The following is a 17,983-nucleotide window of genomic DNA, read 5'->3' as shown; positions in this document are numbered from 1 at the left end:
ATGACATCCTCTGACCCGGTGGACAACTCCACCGCAGCAGGGGTCCCGGCGGTACTTCCCGAAGCCGTGGCGTCCTTCATCACGCAGTATCCGTTCCCCCTCGACGACTTCCAGCTCCGTGGCGCCTGTGCGGTCGCCGCCGGACGAGGGGTCCTGGTGTGCGCCCCCACCGGGGCGGGGAAGACCGTGGTCGGGGAGTTCGCCGTCCACCTCGCCCTCCAACGTGGCGGGGTGTGCTTCTACACCACCCCGATCAAGGCACTGAGCAACCAGAAGTACCACGACCTTGTCGCGCGGTACGGACCGGAGAAGGTCGGCCTGCTCACAGGAGACACCAGCGTCAACGGTGACGCGCCCGTCATCGTCATGACCACCGAGGTGCTGCGCAACATGATCTACGCAGGCTCCGAACGGCTCGACAACCTCACCCACGTCGTGATGGACGAGGTCCACTTCCTCGCCGACCCTTCCCGCGGGCCGGTATGGGAGGAGGTCATCCTCAACCTCGACCCCTCCGTCGTCCTGGTGAGCCTGTCGGCGACGGTGAGCAATGCGGAGGAGTTCGGAGGCTGGCTGACCACGGTCCGCGGTGACACCGACATCATCATCACGACCCACCGTCCGGTCCCTCTCGACCAGTTCATGATGGTCGACCGGCAGATCCTTCCCCTCAACGACCCCGGTCACCCCGAGGAAGCCAACAGGGCCGTCCTCGCCGCAGCGGCGCGCGCGGAGGAGAAGGGCAGACGCACGGGACCGAAACGCACCGACGTCATCGCCCGGATGGGGGCCGCCGGAATGCTGCCGGCGATCTACTTCATCTTCTCCCGCGCCGGTTGTGACGGAGCGGTCCGTCAGCTCCTCGTCGACCGCGTACGCCTCACCACCGACGCCGACCGGGACGCCATCCTACGCACCGTCGACGACGGGGTCCGGGACATCCCCACCGGCGATCTCGGCGTCCTCGGCTTCCGCCAGTGGCGTCGGGCGCTGGGCAACGGCTACGCCGCCCACCATGCCGGCATGCTGCCCGCATTCCGCCACATTGTCGAGGACCTGTTCGGCAGGGGCCTGCTGAAAGCCTGTTTCGCCACGGAGACGCTCGCACTGGGCATCAACATGCCCGCCCGGTCAGTGGTGCTCGAGAAGCTCGTGAAGTACAACGGCGAATCGCACGTCGAGCTCACCCCGGGGCAGTACACGCAGCTCACCGGAAGGGCGGGACGCCGCGGCATCGACACCCGGGGCAATGCGGTCGTCCTGTGGTCCAGGGGACTGGACCCTCACGCCGTGGCACAGCTCGCCGGGACCCGGACCTACCCCCTGGACTCCACCTTCCGGCCCGGCTACAACATGGCCGTCAACCTCATCGCCACCCGGGGATACGGCGCAGCCCAGCAGCTACTGGACCGCTCCTTCGCCCAGTACCAGGCTGCCGCACACGTGGTGGAACAGGCCTCCCGGATGACGCGCCGACGCCGTGACCTCGCCGGCCTGGAGAAGGACCTGGCAGGGCAGCTGCGGTCACAGCACACGGACCTGACGTCCCGGGACGTCATCGAGTACGCCGCCCTGCGCCGTGACCTGGCACTGGCGGAGCGGAAGTCGAAACTCGATTCCGGCAGCCAGCGGGAGAAGGAGATCTCCAACCTGCTGTCGTCGCTGAGTGTGGGCGACATCATCGCCCTGCCCACCGGCAACAACCCGGACGTCGCGGTGGTCGTACGGTCAGACTCCGACCACAGGCACCCGCGGCCGTGGATCGTCGTGGAGGACGGCTGGTGCGGTCCGGTCGCCCCGGAGTCCTTCGGCAATGTGCCGGTGCCGGTCGGTCACATGAAGCTGCACAGGAACGCGGGACGCTCACCGAAGCGCAACGCCCGGGCGGTGGCGTCCAATCTGCGGCGTCAGCGGGTCGACAGGCCACGGAAGTTGAAGATGAAGGCCGGCGGCGGCTCATCACGCGAGGCGGCGGTACTGCGGGAGAAGGTGCACATGCACCCGGTGCACTCGCTGCGAAACCGGGAGGATCTGGTGCGCCCGGCCGAGCGGGTCGTCGCCGCCCGCCGGACCCTGGACCGGGAGCTGGAGGCGGTGACCCCGGATTCAGAGACCCTGTCAGCGACCTTCGATCACATTCTCGACCTGTTGGTGGAACTGGACTACGTGGAGTACGCCGGTGATCCCTTGAGGGAGAACCTGCAGGTCACGGCAGAGGGAGAGCGCCTGTCCCGGATCCACCACGAATCGGATCTGCTGGTTGCCCAGTGTCTGCGACGAGGAGTGTGGGACGATCTCGATCCGGCGGAACTCGCGGCAGTGGCCTCGACAGTCGTCTTCGAGAACCGTCGTGAGACCACCGGACGGCACGTCACCGAGGTGCCGACAGAAGCCCTGGCCACCGCGATATCCGCGGTGGGACGCATCCACGGTGAGCTGACCAGCGACGAGACCCGGCACGGACTGCCGTTGACCCGCGAACCGCAGACAGGTTTCGCCACCGCCGTACACCAGTGGACCTCAGGTGCCCCGCTGGACTACTGTCTGCGGGCGGCTGAGGCCGCCGGCTCACAGCTCACCCCGGGGGATTTCGTACGCTGGTGTACCCGGGTGATCGACCTGCTGGAGCAGGTGAAACGGACCGGCTACGCAGACTCCGTGAGAGCCGCCGCACGCAGAGCGGTTCCCGCGATCCGGCGTGGCGTGGTGGAGCTCGGAGCTACGTCGTAGTCGTAGAGTGGGGGACCATGACTGTCCCGTTCCCACTTTCCACCTACACCGCACGTCTCGACGCCGTCGCAGCGCTGCTCGGGCAGCAGCACATCGACGCCGCGGTACTCACCCCCGGTGCCGACCTACGGTTCCTGCTGGCCAGCGACATCGACACCCACGAGCGATTCTCAGCCCTCGTCATCACCCCGACCACCCGCCGCATCGTGGTGCCCGCCGTGGACGCCGGGGCACTGCGCGACGGGATCGCCGGACAGGCCGGGGTACAGGTCGTGCCGTGGACCGACGGTCAGGATGCACTCGAGCTCGCCGTCGGAGACATTCACAGGCACGCCGCAGACGCCACTGACGCCACAGACGCCACAGTCGCGGTCTCCGGCGAGATGCCCGCCAATCACCTGCTGAACCTCCAGGCCCGCGGTCTGAGAACGGTCAACGCCACCGCGGTACTGCGGGACGTGTTCATGGTCAAGGACGCGTCCGAGATCGCGGAGCTGCGTCGGGCCGGGGCCGCCATCGATGAGGTGCACCGTCAGGTCCCCGGTCTACTGCGCGCCGGCCGCACCGAGCGGGAGGTCGCCGGTGATCTGGAGAAGCTCATCCTGGCCGGGCATGTGGCCGTGGACTTCATCATCGTCGGCTCTGGCCCGCACGGCGCAGACCCGCACCACGACTACTCCGACCGGATCCTGGAAGAAGGTGACATTGTCGTCATCGACATCGGAGGCACACTGGACTCCGGATACCACTCGGACTGCACCCGTACCTATATCGTCGGCCCGGTGGACGCCGCCCGTCCGGACCAGGTGGAGGCGTACCGCGTCCTGCGCCGGGCACAGCAGGCCGGGCTGGACGCCGCGAAGCCCGGCATCACCGCCGGTGCACTGGACACGATCGTCCGCGACATCATCGTCGACGCCGGTTACGGCAGGTTCTACACCCACCGCACCGGCCACGGCATCGGCCTGTCAGGTCATGAGGAACCGTTCATCATCGCCGGCAATGGACTCACACTGGAGGAGGGCATGACCTTCTCTGTCGAGCCGGGGATCTACGTGCCGGGCGACTGGGGTGCCAGGATCGAGGACATCGTGGTGCTCACCGCTGACGGCTGCGAACCGTTGAATGTCACGACCCGCGACCTGGTCGCAGCAGGTGCAGGGGAGGGGTCATGAGCCGCATCGTCCTGTTCGGGGCGAGCAGCGAGATCGGCGGAGAGATCATCACCCGTCTCGCACCGGGCAATGAGATCGTGCTCGCCGCCCGGCGGCCTGAGTCGTTGACCGCTCTCGGGGACGCCTGCCGTACGGCAGGAGCTGCTGTCGTCGAATCTGTCTTCTTCGACGCCGACGATGTGGAGGCGCAGGCGTCCGTGATCGGGGACATCGAGTCCCGCGGCGCGATAGACACGGCAGTGGCCGCTTTCGGTGTCCTCGGGGACCAGGAGCTGGCTGAGCGCGACGGTCGCGAAGTGGCACGTGTGCTCCACACGGATTTCACGGCGCAGGCGGTGCTGCTCACCGAGCTGTCGGAACGGATGAGGGCCAGGGGGAGGGGCGACCTGGTGGCGTTCTCGTCGATTGCCGGGGCGCGGGTGAGGCGTCCGAACTATGTCTACGGTTCGGCGAAGGCCGGGCTGGACGGGTTCTGCCAGGGCATGCAGGACGCCCTGCGTGGCACCGGAGTGCGGTTGACGGTCATACGGCCGGGGTTCGTCATCGGCCGGATGACCGGGGGGATGGAGCCGGCACCGTTGTCGACGACACCGGACGTGGTGGCGGATGCCGTGGTCAGGGCGCTGCAGAAGGGGACTACCGATGTGTGGGTGCCCCGGTCGCTGGGACTGCTGGCCCGGGTCATGCGACTGGTGCCGCGTTTTCTGTGGCGGCTCGCACCACGGTGACACCGTACCTGTCCGGTCCGGCCGGTACAGTGGTCCGCATGCTCCGCCTCCTGTTCCTGGTCTATCCGGCCGTCGAAATCGTCACTCTCGTTCTCCTCGGACGATGGGTGGGGTTCGGCTGGGTCTTCCCGGCGCTCCTGCTCACACCGGTCATCGGGTTCCTCATCGCCAGGGCCCTGCTCCGCAGAATGCGGAGCCGTATCCCCTCCCAGCGCTCCGATCCGGCGAAGACCGACACTTTCACGGCAGATGCCGCGGTGACGCTGCTCGCCTGCCTTCTTCTCGTCATTCCCGGGATAGCCACGTTCATCATCGGTCTCGTGGTGGCAGTGCCTCCGGTGAGAACGGTCATCGCTTCACGTCTCGGTCGTAGTCTGGGACTTCGCGTCATCTCCGTCGGTCAACGGTTCGCCGGTTCCGGGACCGGGATCTTCACAGGCAGGGGCCGAAATGACGGCGACGCCGGCTGGGGAGAGGTCATCGACCACCGCGCCGGGGAGGCCGGTGACGGCGGTACGGTACGTGACCGGGAGGATCCTCCGGGAGGTCACGGTTCCGGTACCACCGGGGACGCCGGTGACCCCCGGTGACCCGTTCCGGCCGAGGCGGATCGTCTGAGCCGGCAGGGGCGGCGAAGCCTGCCCTGAGATTCGCCGCACTGACTGCTGCAGCAGCCTTCGCCGGGGTCGCCCAGTTCGCCTCCTACCAGCCCACGGGGCTGTGGTGGGCGGCACCGCTCGGATTCGGCGTCCTCTTCCTCGCCGTCTACCGTGTCACCGACGGCGCCGGTCCTACCGGCTCCGCCACGCGGCACCCCACCCGGTGGATCCTGTGGTTGACCTGGGTCCAGGGACTGACCTGCTACCTGTTCCTGCTGCCGTGGGTGGGGGAGTACGTCGGCGCGATCGCCTGGATCGGTCTGTCACTGGTCGAATCCCTGTACTGCCTGCTCTTCGGCGCCGGACTGGCGTACCTCCTGCGCCACTGGCACCGTCATCCGCTGCTCCTGCTGGCCGTGCCCGCCTGCTATGTCGCAGTGGAGTGGCTGCGCGCCAACTGGCCGTTCGGCGGGTTCGGCTGGGCCCGTCTGGCCTGGGGTCAGCTGGGGGGACCGCTGGCACAGTGGATCAGTGTCGCGGGTCCCTCTCTGGTCGGGTTCGCAGTCGTGCTCACCGGTTTCGCACTGAGCCTTCTGGCGCACCGGCGGTGGGTCAGTGGCGCCGTCCCGGTCGCTCTGGCCCTCATCGGCGGTCTACTGATTCCTGTGGTCTCTCCGGTGTGGTCCTCCGGTGACGACAGTCCCACCCTCAACGTCGCCGCCGTACAGGGCAATGTCCCCCGTCTGGGGCTGGACTTCAACGCCCAGCGCGAGGCCGTCCTGGACAATCACGTACGTGCGACCGAGCAGCTCGCCGCCGAGGTCAGGAACGGCCAACGGACACGCCCCGACCTGGTGGTCTGGCCGGAGAACGCCTCCGATGTCGACCCCTACCGTAACCCTGACGCCTACGCCCGCATCCAGGACGCGGCCGCTCAGATCGGTGCGCCGGTCCTCGTCGGGGCGGTGACCCGCGACGAGGAGGGGGACCGGAACGTGGTGATCGTGTGGGATCCGCAGAACGGCCCCGGCCAGCAGCACGTCAAGAAGTACCTCCAGCCGTTCGGCGAGTACATGCCGTTCCGCGACCTGCTGAGGCATGTCAGCCCCTATGTCGACATGGCGGGGAACTTCCTCCCGGGAACCGGCGACAACACGGTGGACGCCGCGGGGCAGACCCTGGCCGTGGCCACCTGCTACGAAGTGTCCTTCGACGGGGCCTACCGCGACGCCGTGCGCAACGGTGCGACGGTGTTCACCAGTCCCACCAACAATGCGACCTTCGGTTTCACGGACATGACCTACCAACAGTTGGCGATCAACCGTATGCGGGCGATCGAGTACGACCGTGCCGTGGTCGTCGCGGCGACCTCAGGGGTCTCCGCGATCGTCGAACCGGACGGTTCGGTCAGCCAACGTACGGAGATTTTCCGGCAGGGCATTTTGCAGGCGGATGTCCCCGTGCGGGATACTGTGACGTTGTCCGCACGTGTCGGGCCGGTGGCGGAGTGGGTGTTCGCCGCCTTCGGCTCCGCAGCAGTGGTGTACGCCTTCGTGGCTGCCCGCTCCGGCCGGTCCTCACGCCCCGGCCGCTCCGGCCGCTCCGGCCGCACTGTGGAAACCGCCCGTCCCGCACGACCGACCCGAACTGTCCGTCCGACCAAACAGAGGTAAGCAGTGGCACATCCCAGCGACAGAACCCTCGTCATCATCCCGACCTTCAACGAGAAGGAGAATCTGCCCCTGATCACGGGCAGGGTCCGGACCGCCGAACCGGAGAGGGTCGACATCCTCGTCGTCGACGACAACAGTCCCGACGGGACCGGGGACCTCGCCGACGAACTGGCTGCCGAGGACGGACACATCCACGTGATCCACCGGGCCGGCAAGGGTGGTCTCTGCGGTGCCTATGTCGCGGGGTTCAGGTGGGGCCTGGAGAAGGGGTACGAGGTCATCTGCGAGATGGACGCCGACGGCTCCCACGCCCCCGAGCAGCTGCACCTCCTGCTCGACCAGATCGACAGGGGAGCGGACCTCGTCATCGGCGCCAGGTACGTCCGTGGTGGCCGCACCGTGAACTGGCCCTGGTACCGGTGGCTGCTGTCCAAGGGCGGCAACATGTACATCTCCCTGGCCCTGGGAGCCGGACTGTCGGACATGACCGCCGGCTACCGGGCGTACCGTCGGGAACTTCTGGAGCAGTTCGACCTGGACGAACTCTCGGGTGCGGGGTACATCTTCCAGGTTGATCTGGCATGGCGGGCCGTGCAGGCCGGGGCAGACATCCGCGAGGTACCGATCACTTTCACGGAGAGGGTGATCGGCGAATCGAAGCTTGACGGGAGCTTCGTCAAGGACAGTCTCCTCGAGGTCACCAGATGGGGTCTCCGGCACCGCCTCGAACAGCTCGGAAAGCTGACGGCGTCCCTGCTGCACCGGTTCGGCCGGTAGAGCCGGCAGTTTCAGTTAGCAGCCGCCGGGGTCCCGCAGGGCGGTCCGGCCGGCCACCGGAACAGGCTGACGTTGCCGGCTCCGGCCCGCGGAGACCTCAGGAGCTCCGCTGACAGGGCCGGTCTACGACTGGGACTCCTGTTCCTTGAGAAGCTTCATCGCGTTTCGCCGGCGCTTGCGGAGAAGCTCGATGCGCTCCTCGAGGAGTACGTCGAGTTCCTCGATGGAACGGCGCTCGCGCAGCATGTCCCAGTGGGTACGCGGGGGCTTGACGGGCTTGGACTCCTGTCCTTCACCTTCAAGAAGTTTTCCCACCTGGCCGTTCTTGCACAGCCACTCGTTCGGGAGTTCGGCGTCATCGGCGAAGGGGACCTCGAAGATCTCCCCCGATTCGGTCCGGTACTTCGCCACGTTTCGGGGTGCCAGGTCATGGTCACGGTCCGTCTCATAGGAGACGGCGCCCATCCTGCTTCCGCGGAGAACGCGATCTGCCATCGCTGCATCATCCTTCCGGTCTCTCGCGTATTGTCAACCCCATAATGTTACCCCACATTCCCGATCCTTCCCACCGCAGCTCAGAACAGGTCACCCACTGTGCATGGTGCGGCAGGGAAGTCACCCAGTCCGGCAGCGGCCGCCGCCGCCGCTACTGCGGTCACTCCTGCCGGCAGCGGGCGTATGAGCAGCGACGGGACCTGGCAGGAACTTCTGTCCCCGCCGACGCTCTCATTCTGCCGCGCGCGGCGGCCGAGGAGCTCACCGACAGACTGTTCGAGCTGCGCTGCAGTGCCGAGGATGTCGCGGAGGCCGTCGCGGCGGGGGAGGACGCCGAATCCGTCGGTGCGCTGTGCCGTGAGCTGGTCGACCTCGCCCGGGCAGCGGAGAAGATCCGGGGCCGGGTCGATGAGCGATAACCGGTCTTTATGGACCGATGCGGGTCCGGGGGCCGGTGCCGGATAACATGGTCGGCATGCGTAAGGGACTTGTCACGCTGTTCGTCGTCGCAGTCATCGCCATGGCTGTCGGGTTGGTCGCACCCCCGGTGTACCGGCTCATCACCAGTCACGGACTGCAGACTGCGTCCATCGCCGACGGATCAGGGGAGCCCGCGAGCGTGGGAGTCGACGGTCACTGGTCGGTGATCCCCGGGGTGGGTGCGAACCGGTCCCAGGCCGGCTACACCTTCGACGAGGTTCTGCCGGGTCAGGCCAAGACCACTTCCGGACGCGGGGAGGGCGTCACCGGCGACCTCATCGTCAACGACGGCACCCTCACCGAGGGCACCGTCACCGTCGACGTCAACTCCATCGGCTCCGACATCGAGAAGCGCGACATCAACGTCCGGCGGCACATCCTCCAGACCGACCTGTACCCGGACGCCGTGTTCGAGGTCACGAAACCGGCAGACCTTTCCGCACTGCCGGACGACGGGACCGCGGCCACGGTGAAGCTCACCGGTGACCTCACCCTCCACGGTGAGACGAGACAGGTGTCGGCCGACCTCAAGGTTCTGAGGACCGGGGAGAACGTCATCGTCGAGGGTAAACTCCCGGTCGTGCGCAAGGATTTCGGGCTCCAGTCGCCGCAGTTCGTCGCCTCCCAGATCGCCGACGACGGTACCATCGACCTGCTGCTCGTCCTCGCCCTCAGCTAGCCGTACCGGAAACAGGAGTTACCCGTGGACCGCACTGTCATGGTCACCACCCGTTGGATACGGCTGGTGACACTTCTCGCTTTCATCGTCGTACTGCTCTTCCTCGACGGCTGGGTGCCGCTGGTGTGCGTCGCCGTGTGTGTCCTGTTCCTCGGGTTCACCGGCTGGCAGCTGTGGAAGCTGTACCACGACGAGAAGTACCTGAAATAGGAGGAGGGCCGGGGAGCGGCAGGAGGGTGCCCGGGCCTCCGGAACTTCGCCGCCACAGTTCACAGGGCACGTCCGAACCGTTCCGCGACTGCCGCCACAGCGCTCCTGAAGCCTGCCGGTCTGACCACGGTGAAATCGACGTCGCTGAGAAGGAGGACCGTCAGGAGCCACTCGTAGGAGTCCACGAGCGCGGTGTAGCGGGTGCCCCGTCCACCCTCGAGTGCCTCCAGGGTGCCGTCGACCCGGTGGAGCCGCGCTGCGGCGGTGACCGGGTCCGCGGACAGGTCCAGGACCACCTCTACCGTGCGCCGGCCCCTGAATCTCTCGCGCAGCAGGCCGGTGGCGTCCTTCCCGGGCAGCGGGGCAGGGATGAAGCGGTTGCCGGTGACGGTGACGTCGTCGATCCGGTCGATGCGGAATGTCCGCCAGTCCCTGCGGTCGCGGTCCCATCCGTGCAGGTACCACCGGCCATCGAGGAGCACGAGCCGGACGGGTTCCACAGTTCTGGCGGAGGTGGCGTCCCTGCCCCTGTGGGTGAAGGTCACCTCATGGTGTTCCTCGGCTGCTGCGGTGAGGACGGCGAGCCGGCTGTCGGGCACTCCGGGGACCCTGGTGTCGACCTCCACGGCGTCGGAGGTGGCGGGAGAGCCTGCCCACGTGGCGTCGGTTGCCGTGCCGTGCCGGGTCGGACGGACGGGGGGAGGAGCGCCGTGGAGTCGGCTGTCCGCGGAAAGCCGGTAGTGCCCGCCGGGTCCGGGTACTCCGACGATGTCGTACCCGACCTCTCTGAGCTCGGCGATGTCGCGCCGCAGCGTCCGGGCAGGGACGTCGAGCAGTGTGCACAACCGGTCCGTCGACCAGGGGGTTCCACCGGCCAGAAGGTCGAGCAGTCTAAAAAGTCGTGTTGTCCGGGTCACCGGTGAGCGTCCTTCACGGGGTGGGTGGGGTGGTGGCGGTTCGACCTGCCAGGAGACGAGGCCACTTTCCTGCCGCATTTCACCGTACCGTGTCTGACCATGAGAACCGGCACCTCTTCTGCGTCCTCCATGTCTCCTGCGTCTCCTGCGTCTTCGGCGTCTCCCGGCTCGCACTCTTCCCGCTCAGCCCTGCAACCTTCACCCCCTCCGGGGATCACCGTCTCGGGGGCACGGACCCGGAACCTCCGCGACATCGACGTCCATTTCCCTGCGCACGCGGTCACGGTGGTCACCGGAGTCTCCGGATCGGGGAAAACCTCCCTGGTGATCGACACTGTCGCCGCGGAAGCGCAACGGGCCACCGCCGCCGACTTCCCCAGTTTCGTGCGTACTCGAATGGCCCGGTTCCCACCAGCGGACGTCGACCGGATCGACGGTCTGACCTTCACCAGTGTCGTCGACCAGAGAAGACTCACCGGTAACGCCCGTTCCACGGTGGCGACCGCCGTTGACCTGGCCGTGCCACTGCGCATGCTCTTCTCCCGCTTCGCCTCACCTTCCGCAGGATTCTCGCCCGCGTACTCGCGCAATGATCCGTCCGGCATGTGCCCGCGTTGTGAGGGACTGGCGACCGTGACCGTCATCGACGAGGACGCCCTGGTCGACCCCTCAAGGTCACTGGACGCAGGAGCGGTACAGTTCCCCACCTTCGCGCCCGGGACGTACCGGTGGAGAAGACTGGTCACCTCCGGACTCTGCGATCCCGGCGTCCCCTGGGGTGAACTACCCTCCCACACCCGTGACCTGCTGCTCCACGCCCGCGACCTGCAGCTGGAGAGTCCTTTGCCGGGCTATCCCGCCCACGGGAGGTTCGACGGTGTCGTCCCCAGGATCCGTGACAGCTACCTGCGGCGGACGCCCACCCGGCTCAGCGCCGCCGAGCGGGCGGGACTGGACGCGGTGGTGAGCCGGACGACATGTCCGGAGTGCTCCGGGGCCGGCCTCAACGCCGCGGCAAGAGCCAGTCTCCTGTGTGGTGAGTCCATCGCACAGTGGTGTGCGATCCCGGTCGACCGGCTCCACGGACTTCTCGACCGCGCGGACGAGGAACTCGGCGAGGCGGCTGCACCCCTGACCGCGGAGATCTCACGCCGGGTGGACGCCCTGCTCACCGTGGGTCTTGACTATCTCACCCTCGACCGTCCGACTCCGACACTGTCCGGCGGTGAAGCCCGGCGGATCAGGACGGTCCGGCATCTCGGCAGCCCGCTGACGGAGGTGACCTACATCTTCGACGAACCCTCCGCAGGCCTGCACCCTCATGACGTCCGCCGTCTGACGGGGCTGCTGGGCGAACTGAGGGACCGTGGGAACACGGTCCTGGTCATCGACCACAGTCCGGATGTCATTGCCGCAGCCGACCATGTCGTGGTCACCGGTCCGGGCGCGGGGAGCTCCGGTGGCCGCGTGACCTACTGCGGGCCGTCTGCATCGATGCCGTCACCGGACCCGGCTGTGGTGCGGTCCCGGGTGCGGACCCCCTCAGGTGCGCTGCCACTGGCCCATGCCCGGAGCAACAACCTCCGCGATGTTTCGGTCACGGTGCCCGAGGGTGTTCTGACTGTGGTGACGGGGGTTGCGGGCAGCGGGAAATCCAGCCTGTTCACAGTGGATTTTCCCGCCGCGTTCCCGGATTTCACGGTCGTGGGCCAGGAACCTCTGCGCGGTGGGCGGCGTTCGGATCTGCTGACGGTGACGGGCGTGGCGGACGCCGTGAGATCACTGTTCGCGGCGTCCTCGGGTGGGCCTGCGGCGTGGTTCTCCCGGAATTCGCAGGGGGCGTGCCCGGACTGCCACGGCAGCGGTGAGGTGCGTACGGATCTGGCGTTCATGGATGACCTGCGGGTCCGGTGCGAGGCGTGCGGCGGTACCGGTTTCAACGACCGGGCGCTGGCGACGACGGTGGAGGGACTGACCGTGGCTGATGTGGGTGGAATGAGCGCAGCAGCTGTCGCTGACCTGCTGGGGGAGAAGGACGCCGCGCGTCTGCGGTGGGTGTGCCGGGTCGGACTCGGTTACCTGGCCGTGGGCCGGACCGTCGACGGACTGTCCGGTGGAGAGCGGCAGCGACTGTTGTTGGCGCGGCATCTGGCGGAGGCTGTCGTCGACGGTGGTAGTGGCGGAAGTAGCGGAAGTGGCGGAAGCGGTGCCACGAAGCCGGTGAAGATCATCCTCGACGAACCCATGACAGGACTGAACGCCAGCGACGTCGATCTGTTGCTCACCGTCTTCGACGACCTCGTGGAGGCAGGCGGAACAGTCATCGTCATCGAGCACAGTCTCCGGGCGGTCGCACGTGCCGACCATGTCATCGACATCGGCCCGGGGGCGGGGACGGAAGGTGGACGTGTAGTCTTCGAAGGGACTCCGGCCGATCTGTCGATATCCGGTACGTTGACCGGGCTCTGTTTGTCGGAGTACTTGAATGGCATGGGTGGCTGACATCATCATTTTCGTCACTGTGACGTAAGTGGGTTGTGGGTTCTCACCTGGACCGGGCATGGCTCAGAGCTTCCGGAGAGGGTTTTCCCCGTACCCGGGGTATCCGGAGCAGATGCCCCGGCCACTGTGAGTTTGACGCCACACCAGACTCAGCGGCACACTCAGCGACACCCTCAGCCACCGGGACCTCATGAGGGCCGCAGTCTCGTGGCCGGGCACCGGACGCAGGACCGCCGAATCTGGCGTATCAGGCAGGGTGAGGTACGCATCATGAGGTCCGCATCCGAGAAGCCCCACGAAATATATGCCAACCGGAGCGTCCGCGGGTTGTGACAGATGACCGCGGGTTATGTCGACAAAGACTCCGATGTCGACATAGCCCGCGGACGCCCGACACAAGCCGCGGACAGAATCCCACCACAAGTGGTGCTGTCGTGACGCAGGCACAACTGACACCGGTCAGCGGAACACCGGGGGTGCAGCACCGGCTCCGTCACAGTGTCGCAACCTGGGGTCACAGCCTGAGGTCACAGCCTGGGGTCACAGCCAGGCAAGGACGTCCACCACCCCACATCCCCGGTTAGCCGATAATATACATTATGACATTTCGACGTGTAGTAGCAGCCCGCAGCGACCACCGCTCCCACACCGCCTGTGGCAACATGCTCATCGCCGATCAGCATCAGACACTCCCCGACCTCGCCGGTCAGGTGACAGCTCAGGTGACAGAAGACGGATCGCGACGACCAGTGACGGCAACCGGAGCGGCCCGGTGAGAACCGGCAGACACCGATCTGCCGGCCGGACACGTGCCGGCCCCGGTTGCACCGCCGGAACGCGTGCACGTAGCGTGGCGGCAGACGGACAGCATCGCAGGAAAAGGACCTGCAGTGTTCTGAACCCGAGGACGTATCCCCAGGACGGCACCGTGACTGATGAACCGATCACCGGACCGAAGACTGAACCGATCACCGGACCGGCCGATGTACCCACCACTGACGTCGACATGATCACGATTCCACGTGTCAGGAAGTTCACGGGAGGTATGGGAGCCTGCGCACTACTGACGGTGTTCGCCACCGTGATGGTCCTGTACACCGTGACCGCGGATGAATCCGAGTGGGTTCAGGCAGCGGCACTGCTGGTCTCAGCGACCGTTGTGGTCCTGTTCCTACGGATCACCGGGGCTGGCGGATCCGGGCGCAGGAGCCCACAGCGTCGCCGGGAGGCGGGTTCCTCCTGCCCCGGTCACTGACCCCCCCGAAGCCCCCTCTGCCCCTGACCCCCGAAAAACATCCGTGCACCACCCGGCTCAACTCTGAAGCCTGCCGGGCACTACCCTGTGTCAGACCACTGAGCTGAGGACGTCAGCCATGTGCTGGGAACCCTTCAGTGACGGGTGGAAGATCATGTGGTAGTTCGGGGTTGTCGTGTCTACAACTCCGGCCACATATCTTTCCTGGTCAGGGGCGCAAGTGTCATGGCCACGGGAGGTGTCGATCATTTCGACGTAGGTCCCTTTGGCAGCCTGTGCGGCCGCGATCTGGTTCTCGCGGTTCCAGTTCTCGATGTCCCGCAGCAGCGGCACGGGGATTCCGGCCGGGTGGTCCGGGACAACGTTGACCGGGCAGAAGACCATGGTGTCCCGGTCGACTGTGGGCAGTGCACCGGAGATCACGATCTTGGCGTCCGGCGCCTTGGCACGGATTCTGTCAGCTGCAGTCCTGATGTCGGCGATGTAGTTGTCGCGGATATTCGCGGGGTCGAGGATGTTCACCCCGTCGAGAACACCGAAGCCACCGAAGTTGTTCATCCCGATGGCCATGACGACTGTGGAGTCGTTGCGGATCACGCCGGCGGCGAGTGCTCCGTCGACTCTCCCCAGCATGCTGCGTGACGTCTGCGCGGTGCAGGACCAGTCGTCGACAGTTTTTCTGGTCTTCTCCCCCAGCAGGTGCGGCCAGTTGTCCGGAGCCTGCAGGCACCCGGCCGTACTCGGGTAGGGCTCGAGCACCTCGGAAACGCCGGGCACACCGCGGAGGGTGTTCTGGACCTGGTCCGGGTTGGCGGAGAAGGAATCCCCGAAAGTGACGATGTTGCCCGGCTGCGCGGTGGCGCTGGGAGCCACTGCGGCGGCGGCACCGCCGGCAATTCCCGCGATCGCGGCGAGTGAGAGAAGGGCACGCGTTCCGCGGCGACGACGGCTGTGGCGGGGAGCTTCAGATCGCAAAGTTCGGGCACTTTCTGTACGGATGAGTAGTGAACCTGAAGAATGGTAGCACAGTGAAACTTCATGTCACCAAGCTCCGGCTGGCCGGGTGGCACAGGCGGGGCTGTGCCAGAATAGTGGTCATGACACTTCCCCACGACGATATCGACCCTGACGGACTTCTGGAGTACTCGGTGGTGTTCACCGACAGGTCCCTCAACCACATGTCGGAACGGTTCGTCGGCGTCATGCAGGACATCATCTCGGTTCTGCGCGAGGCGTACGACGCCTCCGCCGTCGCTGTTGTCCCGGGTGGGGGCTCGTACGGAATGGAGGCCGTCGCCCGTCAGCTGGTGACCGGGCGGAAGACCCTCATAGTACGCAACGGCCTGTTCTCCTACCGGTGGTCCCAGATCATCGACGCCGGCCGCGTCACCGACGATGTCACGGTGCTCACGGCCCGTCAGACCGCTGACGCCACGACGGCTCCCTGGGTACCTGCCCCGCTCGACGAGGTGACTGCGACGATCCGGTCGCAGCGGCCCGGGGTTGTCATTGCCCCGCACGTGGAGACTGCCGCAGGTCTGCAGCTTCCCGAGGAGTATCTGCGTGGACTGGGGGACGCCGCGCACGAGGTCGGCGCCCTGTTCGTCCTCGACTGCGTGGCCTCGGGGTGCTCGTGGGTCTCCATGGACCGGACCGGCGTGGACGTCCTGGTCAGTGCGCCGCAGAAGGGGTGGAGCGGCACACCGTGCGCAGGGTACGTCATGCTCAGCGAGGCCGGGCGTAAGGCTGTGGAGTCCACCACGTCCACCAGCTTCGCCATGGACCTGAAAAAGTGGTTGAGCATCGCCGACGCCTATGTCGACGGTTCGACCCCCTACCATGCCACGATGCCGACTGACAGCCTCGCACACAATGCTGCCCTCATGACCGAGGCGCGGGACTTCGGTCTGGACAGGTTGAAGGACGCCCAGACTGAACTCGGTGGCAGAGTTCGCTCGCTGCTCGCAGACCGGGGTTTCATCTCCATCGTCGCCAACGCGTATGCCGCCCCCAGTGTCGTGGTGTCCTACACCGGGGACCCTGACATCGCGTCCGGTGCCGCTTTCAGGAGAGTCGGGATTCAGGTGGCGTCCGGCGTTCCGCTGCAGTGCGGTGAGCGCCCGGACTTCCGCACTTTCCGTCTCGGCCTGTTCGGTATCGACAAGCTCCGAGACATCGACGGTACGGTCGAGCGCCTCCGCAAGGGTCTGGACAAGCTCACACCCGCCACCGCCGCAGCTGACCGCTCCGGTACCGCCGGCTGAACACGTGTAACCGACTGCCGGAAAGGAACTGCCGTGCTGTTCTCGTTCTCCATCTCCCCTGCCACCACCCCTGACCCCGACGGATCAATGTCGGAGGTGGTTGCCCGTGCCGTCAAGGTTGTCCGGGAGTCCGGTCTGCCCCAGGAAACTTCGTCGATGTTCACCACGGTCGAGGGTGACTGGGACGAGGTGATGCCGGTGATCAGACGGGCGTGCGAGGCTGTCGCGGAGGTTTCTCCCCGGGTGTCCCTGGTACTGAAGGCAGATCTGAGGCCCGGCAGGTCCGGTGAGATCACCGGCAAGGTCGAACGACTCAACCGTGCGATCCGGGACAGCGACCGGGACGCCGGATCCGGCGATCACGCATCCTGACAGGGTCTCAAGAGCCCCGGTAGTGGCGGCCTGACCCGGTCGTGGCGTCCCGGACCCCGTGTCACACGGCTCTCCGGTCACTTCGTCACGAGGCCGTCCCCGTTGACGGAAGCTGCACTGTTCCGCTCGGTGAAATAGTCGGCGGCCCGGACGGGCTCATAGTGGACTCCCCCGCCGACCGGCGGCGCGAAAGGCTCGACGATCTGGTCCATGTCCGGTTCACAGAACAGGATGATGCTGTAGAGCTCCTCCTGCGGGGCCTCCTCCGGCGGGGCCAGCACCCGGTGCCTGGTGGACCTCCACCTGTCCCCCGTCCAACGGGCCAGCAGGTCTGCGATGTTGATGGTCATCGCGCCTTCAACGTACGGCGCCGGTGCCCATTCCCCGTCGAGAGTCTGAACCTCCAGTCCTCCGTACCCCGGCTGCCTGTCGAGAATGGTCACCAGCCCCCAGTCGGTGTGCGGGGCGATGCGGTACTGTCCCTGCTTCGCCCTGCCGACCACGGACAGTGCCGGATACCTGTTGATGTTGAAGGTGTTGGGGGAATCGGACGCCCTGTCGACAAAGTAGTTCTCGTCGAGCCCGAGGGCCGCCGCCAACATCTCCAGCAGGTCGGTGTACAGGGCCCTTCCCTGCCCGATCCATGTCAGGACGAGGTCACGGAGCTCGGGGACCTCCTGCGGGTAGACGTTGGGACGGAAGAATTCCGCGTCCGCCGCAGGATCTCCGGTGAGATGGTCACGTCCGAAGGTGAGGGTCTCCTTGAGGTCGGCCTTGTCCGGATCCACGGCCTCCCCGTAGTAGGAGTTCGCCTCGTCACCGTTACGGATCCAGCCACGACCGCCGACCCCGGTCCGGTACTGTTCCTTGACCTCGTCGGGCAGGTGGAAGAACGTCCGCGCCGCGGCGCGGAGCCGTGTCGACAGGTCCGGATCGATGCCGTGACCGGTGACGAGAAAGAACCCCGAGTCTTTCATGGCACGGTCAAGGCGTTCGGCCAGCTCCGCCTTCTGCCCGGCGTCCCCGGAACGCCATACTGAAACGTCGATGAGTGGGATATCAGGTGTGACGGGCATTCAGAACTACCTTTCTGAGGTGCAATATTTGCCGGTCATACTACTCAGATC

General features: G+C 66.5%; 17 protein-coding genes. 13 read left to right on the top strand and 4 right to left on the bottom strand.

Going from position 1 to position 17,983, the window contains the following annotated elements; all coding sequences use genetic code 11:
* Genes E0E18_RS01800 through E0E18_RS01775 form a run of 6 tightly spaced genes read left to right on the top strand, consistent with a single transcriptional unit; the run spans nt 1 to nt 7,682 of the window.
* Nucleotides 1-2,730: a DEAD/DEAH box helicase gene (locus E0E18_RS01800; RefSeq protein ID WP_237559593.1), complete on the top strand. Its 2,730-nt coding sequence runs from the start codon at nt 1-3 to the stop codon at nt 2,728-2,730.
* A gap of 17 nt (nt 2,731-2,747) precedes the next feature.
* A complete protein-coding gene (locus E0E18_RS01795) occupies nt 2,748-3,905 on the top strand; it encodes a M24 family metallopeptidase (protein WP_130839180.1) in 1,158 nt (385 codons plus the stop codon).
* Nucleotides 3,902-4,633 carry an SDR family NAD(P)-dependent oxidoreductase gene (locus E0E18_RS01790; RefSeq protein WP_066587658.1) on the top strand — a complete coding sequence of 244 codons (732 nt, stop codon included), beginning with the start codon at nt 3,902-3,904 and terminating at the stop codon, nt 4,631-4,633. Before E0E18_RS01795 ends, E0E18_RS01790 begins: the two co-directional genes overlap by 4 nt.
* A 38-nt stretch (nt 4,634-4,671) precedes the next feature.
* Nucleotides 4,672-5,223 carry an FxsA family protein gene (locus E0E18_RS01785; RefSeq protein WP_130839179.1) on the top strand — a complete coding sequence of 184 codons (552 nt, stop codon included), beginning with the start codon at nt 4,672-4,674 and terminating at the stop codon, nt 5,221-5,223.
* The gene (lnt, locus tag E0E18_RS01780) at nt 5,220-6,905 is read left to right on the top strand and encodes an apolipoprotein N-acyltransferase (protein WP_337189524.1); all 1,686 of its coding nucleotides are present in this window, start codon (nt 5,220-5,222) and stop codon (nt 6,903-6,905) included. The genes E0E18_RS01785 and lnt overlap by 4 nt, the downstream gene beginning before the upstream one ends.
* Before the next feature lie 3 nt (nt 6,906-6,908).
* A complete protein-coding gene (locus E0E18_RS01775; RefSeq protein WP_130839178.1) occupies nt 6,909-7,682 on the top strand; it encodes a polyprenol monophosphomannose synthase in 774 nt (257 codons plus the stop codon).
* Between the two features lie 123 nt (nt 7,683-7,805).
* Here E0E18_RS01775 and E0E18_RS01770 read toward each other — a convergent pair whose 3' ends face one another.
* Complete coding sequence (locus E0E18_RS01770) at nt 7,806-8,177, bottom strand: RNA polymerase-binding protein RbpA (RefSeq protein WP_066587654.1); 372 nt, start codon at nt 8,175-8,177, stop codon at nt 7,806-7,808.
* A gap of 44 nt (nt 8,178-8,221) precedes the next feature.
* On the opposite strand from E0E18_RS01770, the gene E0E18_RS01765 reads away from it, so the two are divergent.
* From E0E18_RS01765 to E0E18_RS01755, 3 genes are read left to right on the top strand one after another with little or no spacing between them, the layout of a single operon-like run.
* The gene (locus E0E18_RS01765; protein ID WP_066587639.1) at nt 8,222-8,596 is read left to right on the top strand and encodes a hypothetical protein; all 375 of its coding nucleotides are present in this window, start codon (nt 8,222-8,224) and stop codon (nt 8,594-8,596) included.
* 56 nt (nt 8,597-8,652) lie between these two features.
* On the top strand, nt 8,653-9,336 hold the full coding sequence (locus E0E18_RS01760) for a YceI family protein (protein ID WP_066589689.1): 684 nt from the start codon (nt 8,653-8,655) through the stop codon (nt 9,334-9,336).
* A gap of 24 nt (nt 9,337-9,360) precedes the next feature.
* Nucleotides 9,361-9,546, top strand: coding sequence for a hypothetical protein (locus tag E0E18_RS01755; RefSeq protein ID WP_066587633.1), 186 nt, complete (start codon nt 9,361-9,363; stop codon nt 9,544-9,546).
* Nucleotides 9,547-9,605: 59 nt separating this feature from the next.
* Here E0E18_RS01755 and E0E18_RS01750 read toward each other — a convergent pair whose 3' ends face one another.
* On the bottom strand, nt 9,606-10,463 hold the full coding sequence (locus E0E18_RS01750) for a helix-turn-helix transcriptional regulator (RefSeq protein WP_161972232.1): 858 nt from the start codon (nt 10,461-10,463) through the stop codon (nt 9,606-9,608).
* A 99-nt stretch (nt 10,464-10,562) separates the two neighbouring features.
* Between E0E18_RS01750 and E0E18_RS01745 the strand changes: the two genes are divergently transcribed.
* Both E0E18_RS01745 and E0E18_RS01740 read left to right on the top strand, forming a co-directional pair.
* Nucleotides 10,563-12,965: an excinuclease ABC subunit UvrA gene (locus tag E0E18_RS01745; protein ID WP_237559592.1), complete on the top strand. Its 2,403-nt coding sequence runs from the start codon at nt 10,563-10,565 to the stop codon at nt 12,963-12,965.
* A gap of 928 nt (nt 12,966-13,893) precedes the next feature.
* The gene (locus tag E0E18_RS01740; protein WP_130839176.1) at nt 13,894-14,220 is read left to right on the top strand and encodes a hypothetical protein; all 327 of its coding nucleotides are present in this window, start codon (nt 13,894-13,896) and stop codon (nt 14,218-14,220) included.
* A 90-nt stretch (nt 14,221-14,310) separates the two neighbouring features.
* Here the strand turns inward: E0E18_RS01740 and E0E18_RS01735 are convergent, their stop codons facing one another.
* Nucleotides 14,311-15,195, bottom strand: a complete 885-nt coding sequence (locus E0E18_RS01735; RefSeq protein WP_161972231.1) for a GDSL-type esterase/lipase family protein — start codon at nt 15,193-15,195, stop codon at nt 14,311-14,313.
* A gap of 122 nt (nt 15,196-15,317) precedes the next feature.
* Here E0E18_RS01735 and E0E18_RS01730 point away from each other — a divergent pair, with 122 nt between their 5' ends.
* On the top strand, nt 15,318-16,484 hold the full coding sequence (locus E0E18_RS01730; protein WP_130839174.1) for an aminotransferase class V-fold PLP-dependent enzyme: 1,167 nt from the start codon (nt 15,318-15,320) through the stop codon (nt 16,482-16,484).
* Nucleotides 16,485-16,517: 33 nt separating this feature from the next.
* Entirely contained in the window at nt 16,518-16,856 is a 339-nt protein-coding gene (locus E0E18_RS01725; protein WP_066587614.1) for a thiamine-binding protein, read from the top strand.
* A 77-nt stretch (nt 16,857-16,933) separates the two neighbouring features.
* Here E0E18_RS01725 and E0E18_RS01720 read toward each other — a convergent pair whose 3' ends face one another.
* Entirely contained in the window at nt 16,934-17,932 is a 999-nt protein-coding gene (locus tag E0E18_RS01720) for an isopenicillin N synthase family dioxygenase (protein WP_130839173.1), read from the bottom strand.
* Nucleotides 17,933-17,983 lie beyond the last annotated feature (51 nt).

Origin of the sequence: Corynebacterium neomassiliense (assembly GCF_900626215.1) — a bacterium.
In the GTDB taxonomy this organism is placed as follows: Bacteria; Actinomycetota; Actinomycetes; order Mycobacteriales; family Mycobacteriaceae; genus Corynebacterium; species Corynebacterium neomassiliense.
This window is presented reverse-complemented; position numbering and strand designations above follow the sequence as displayed.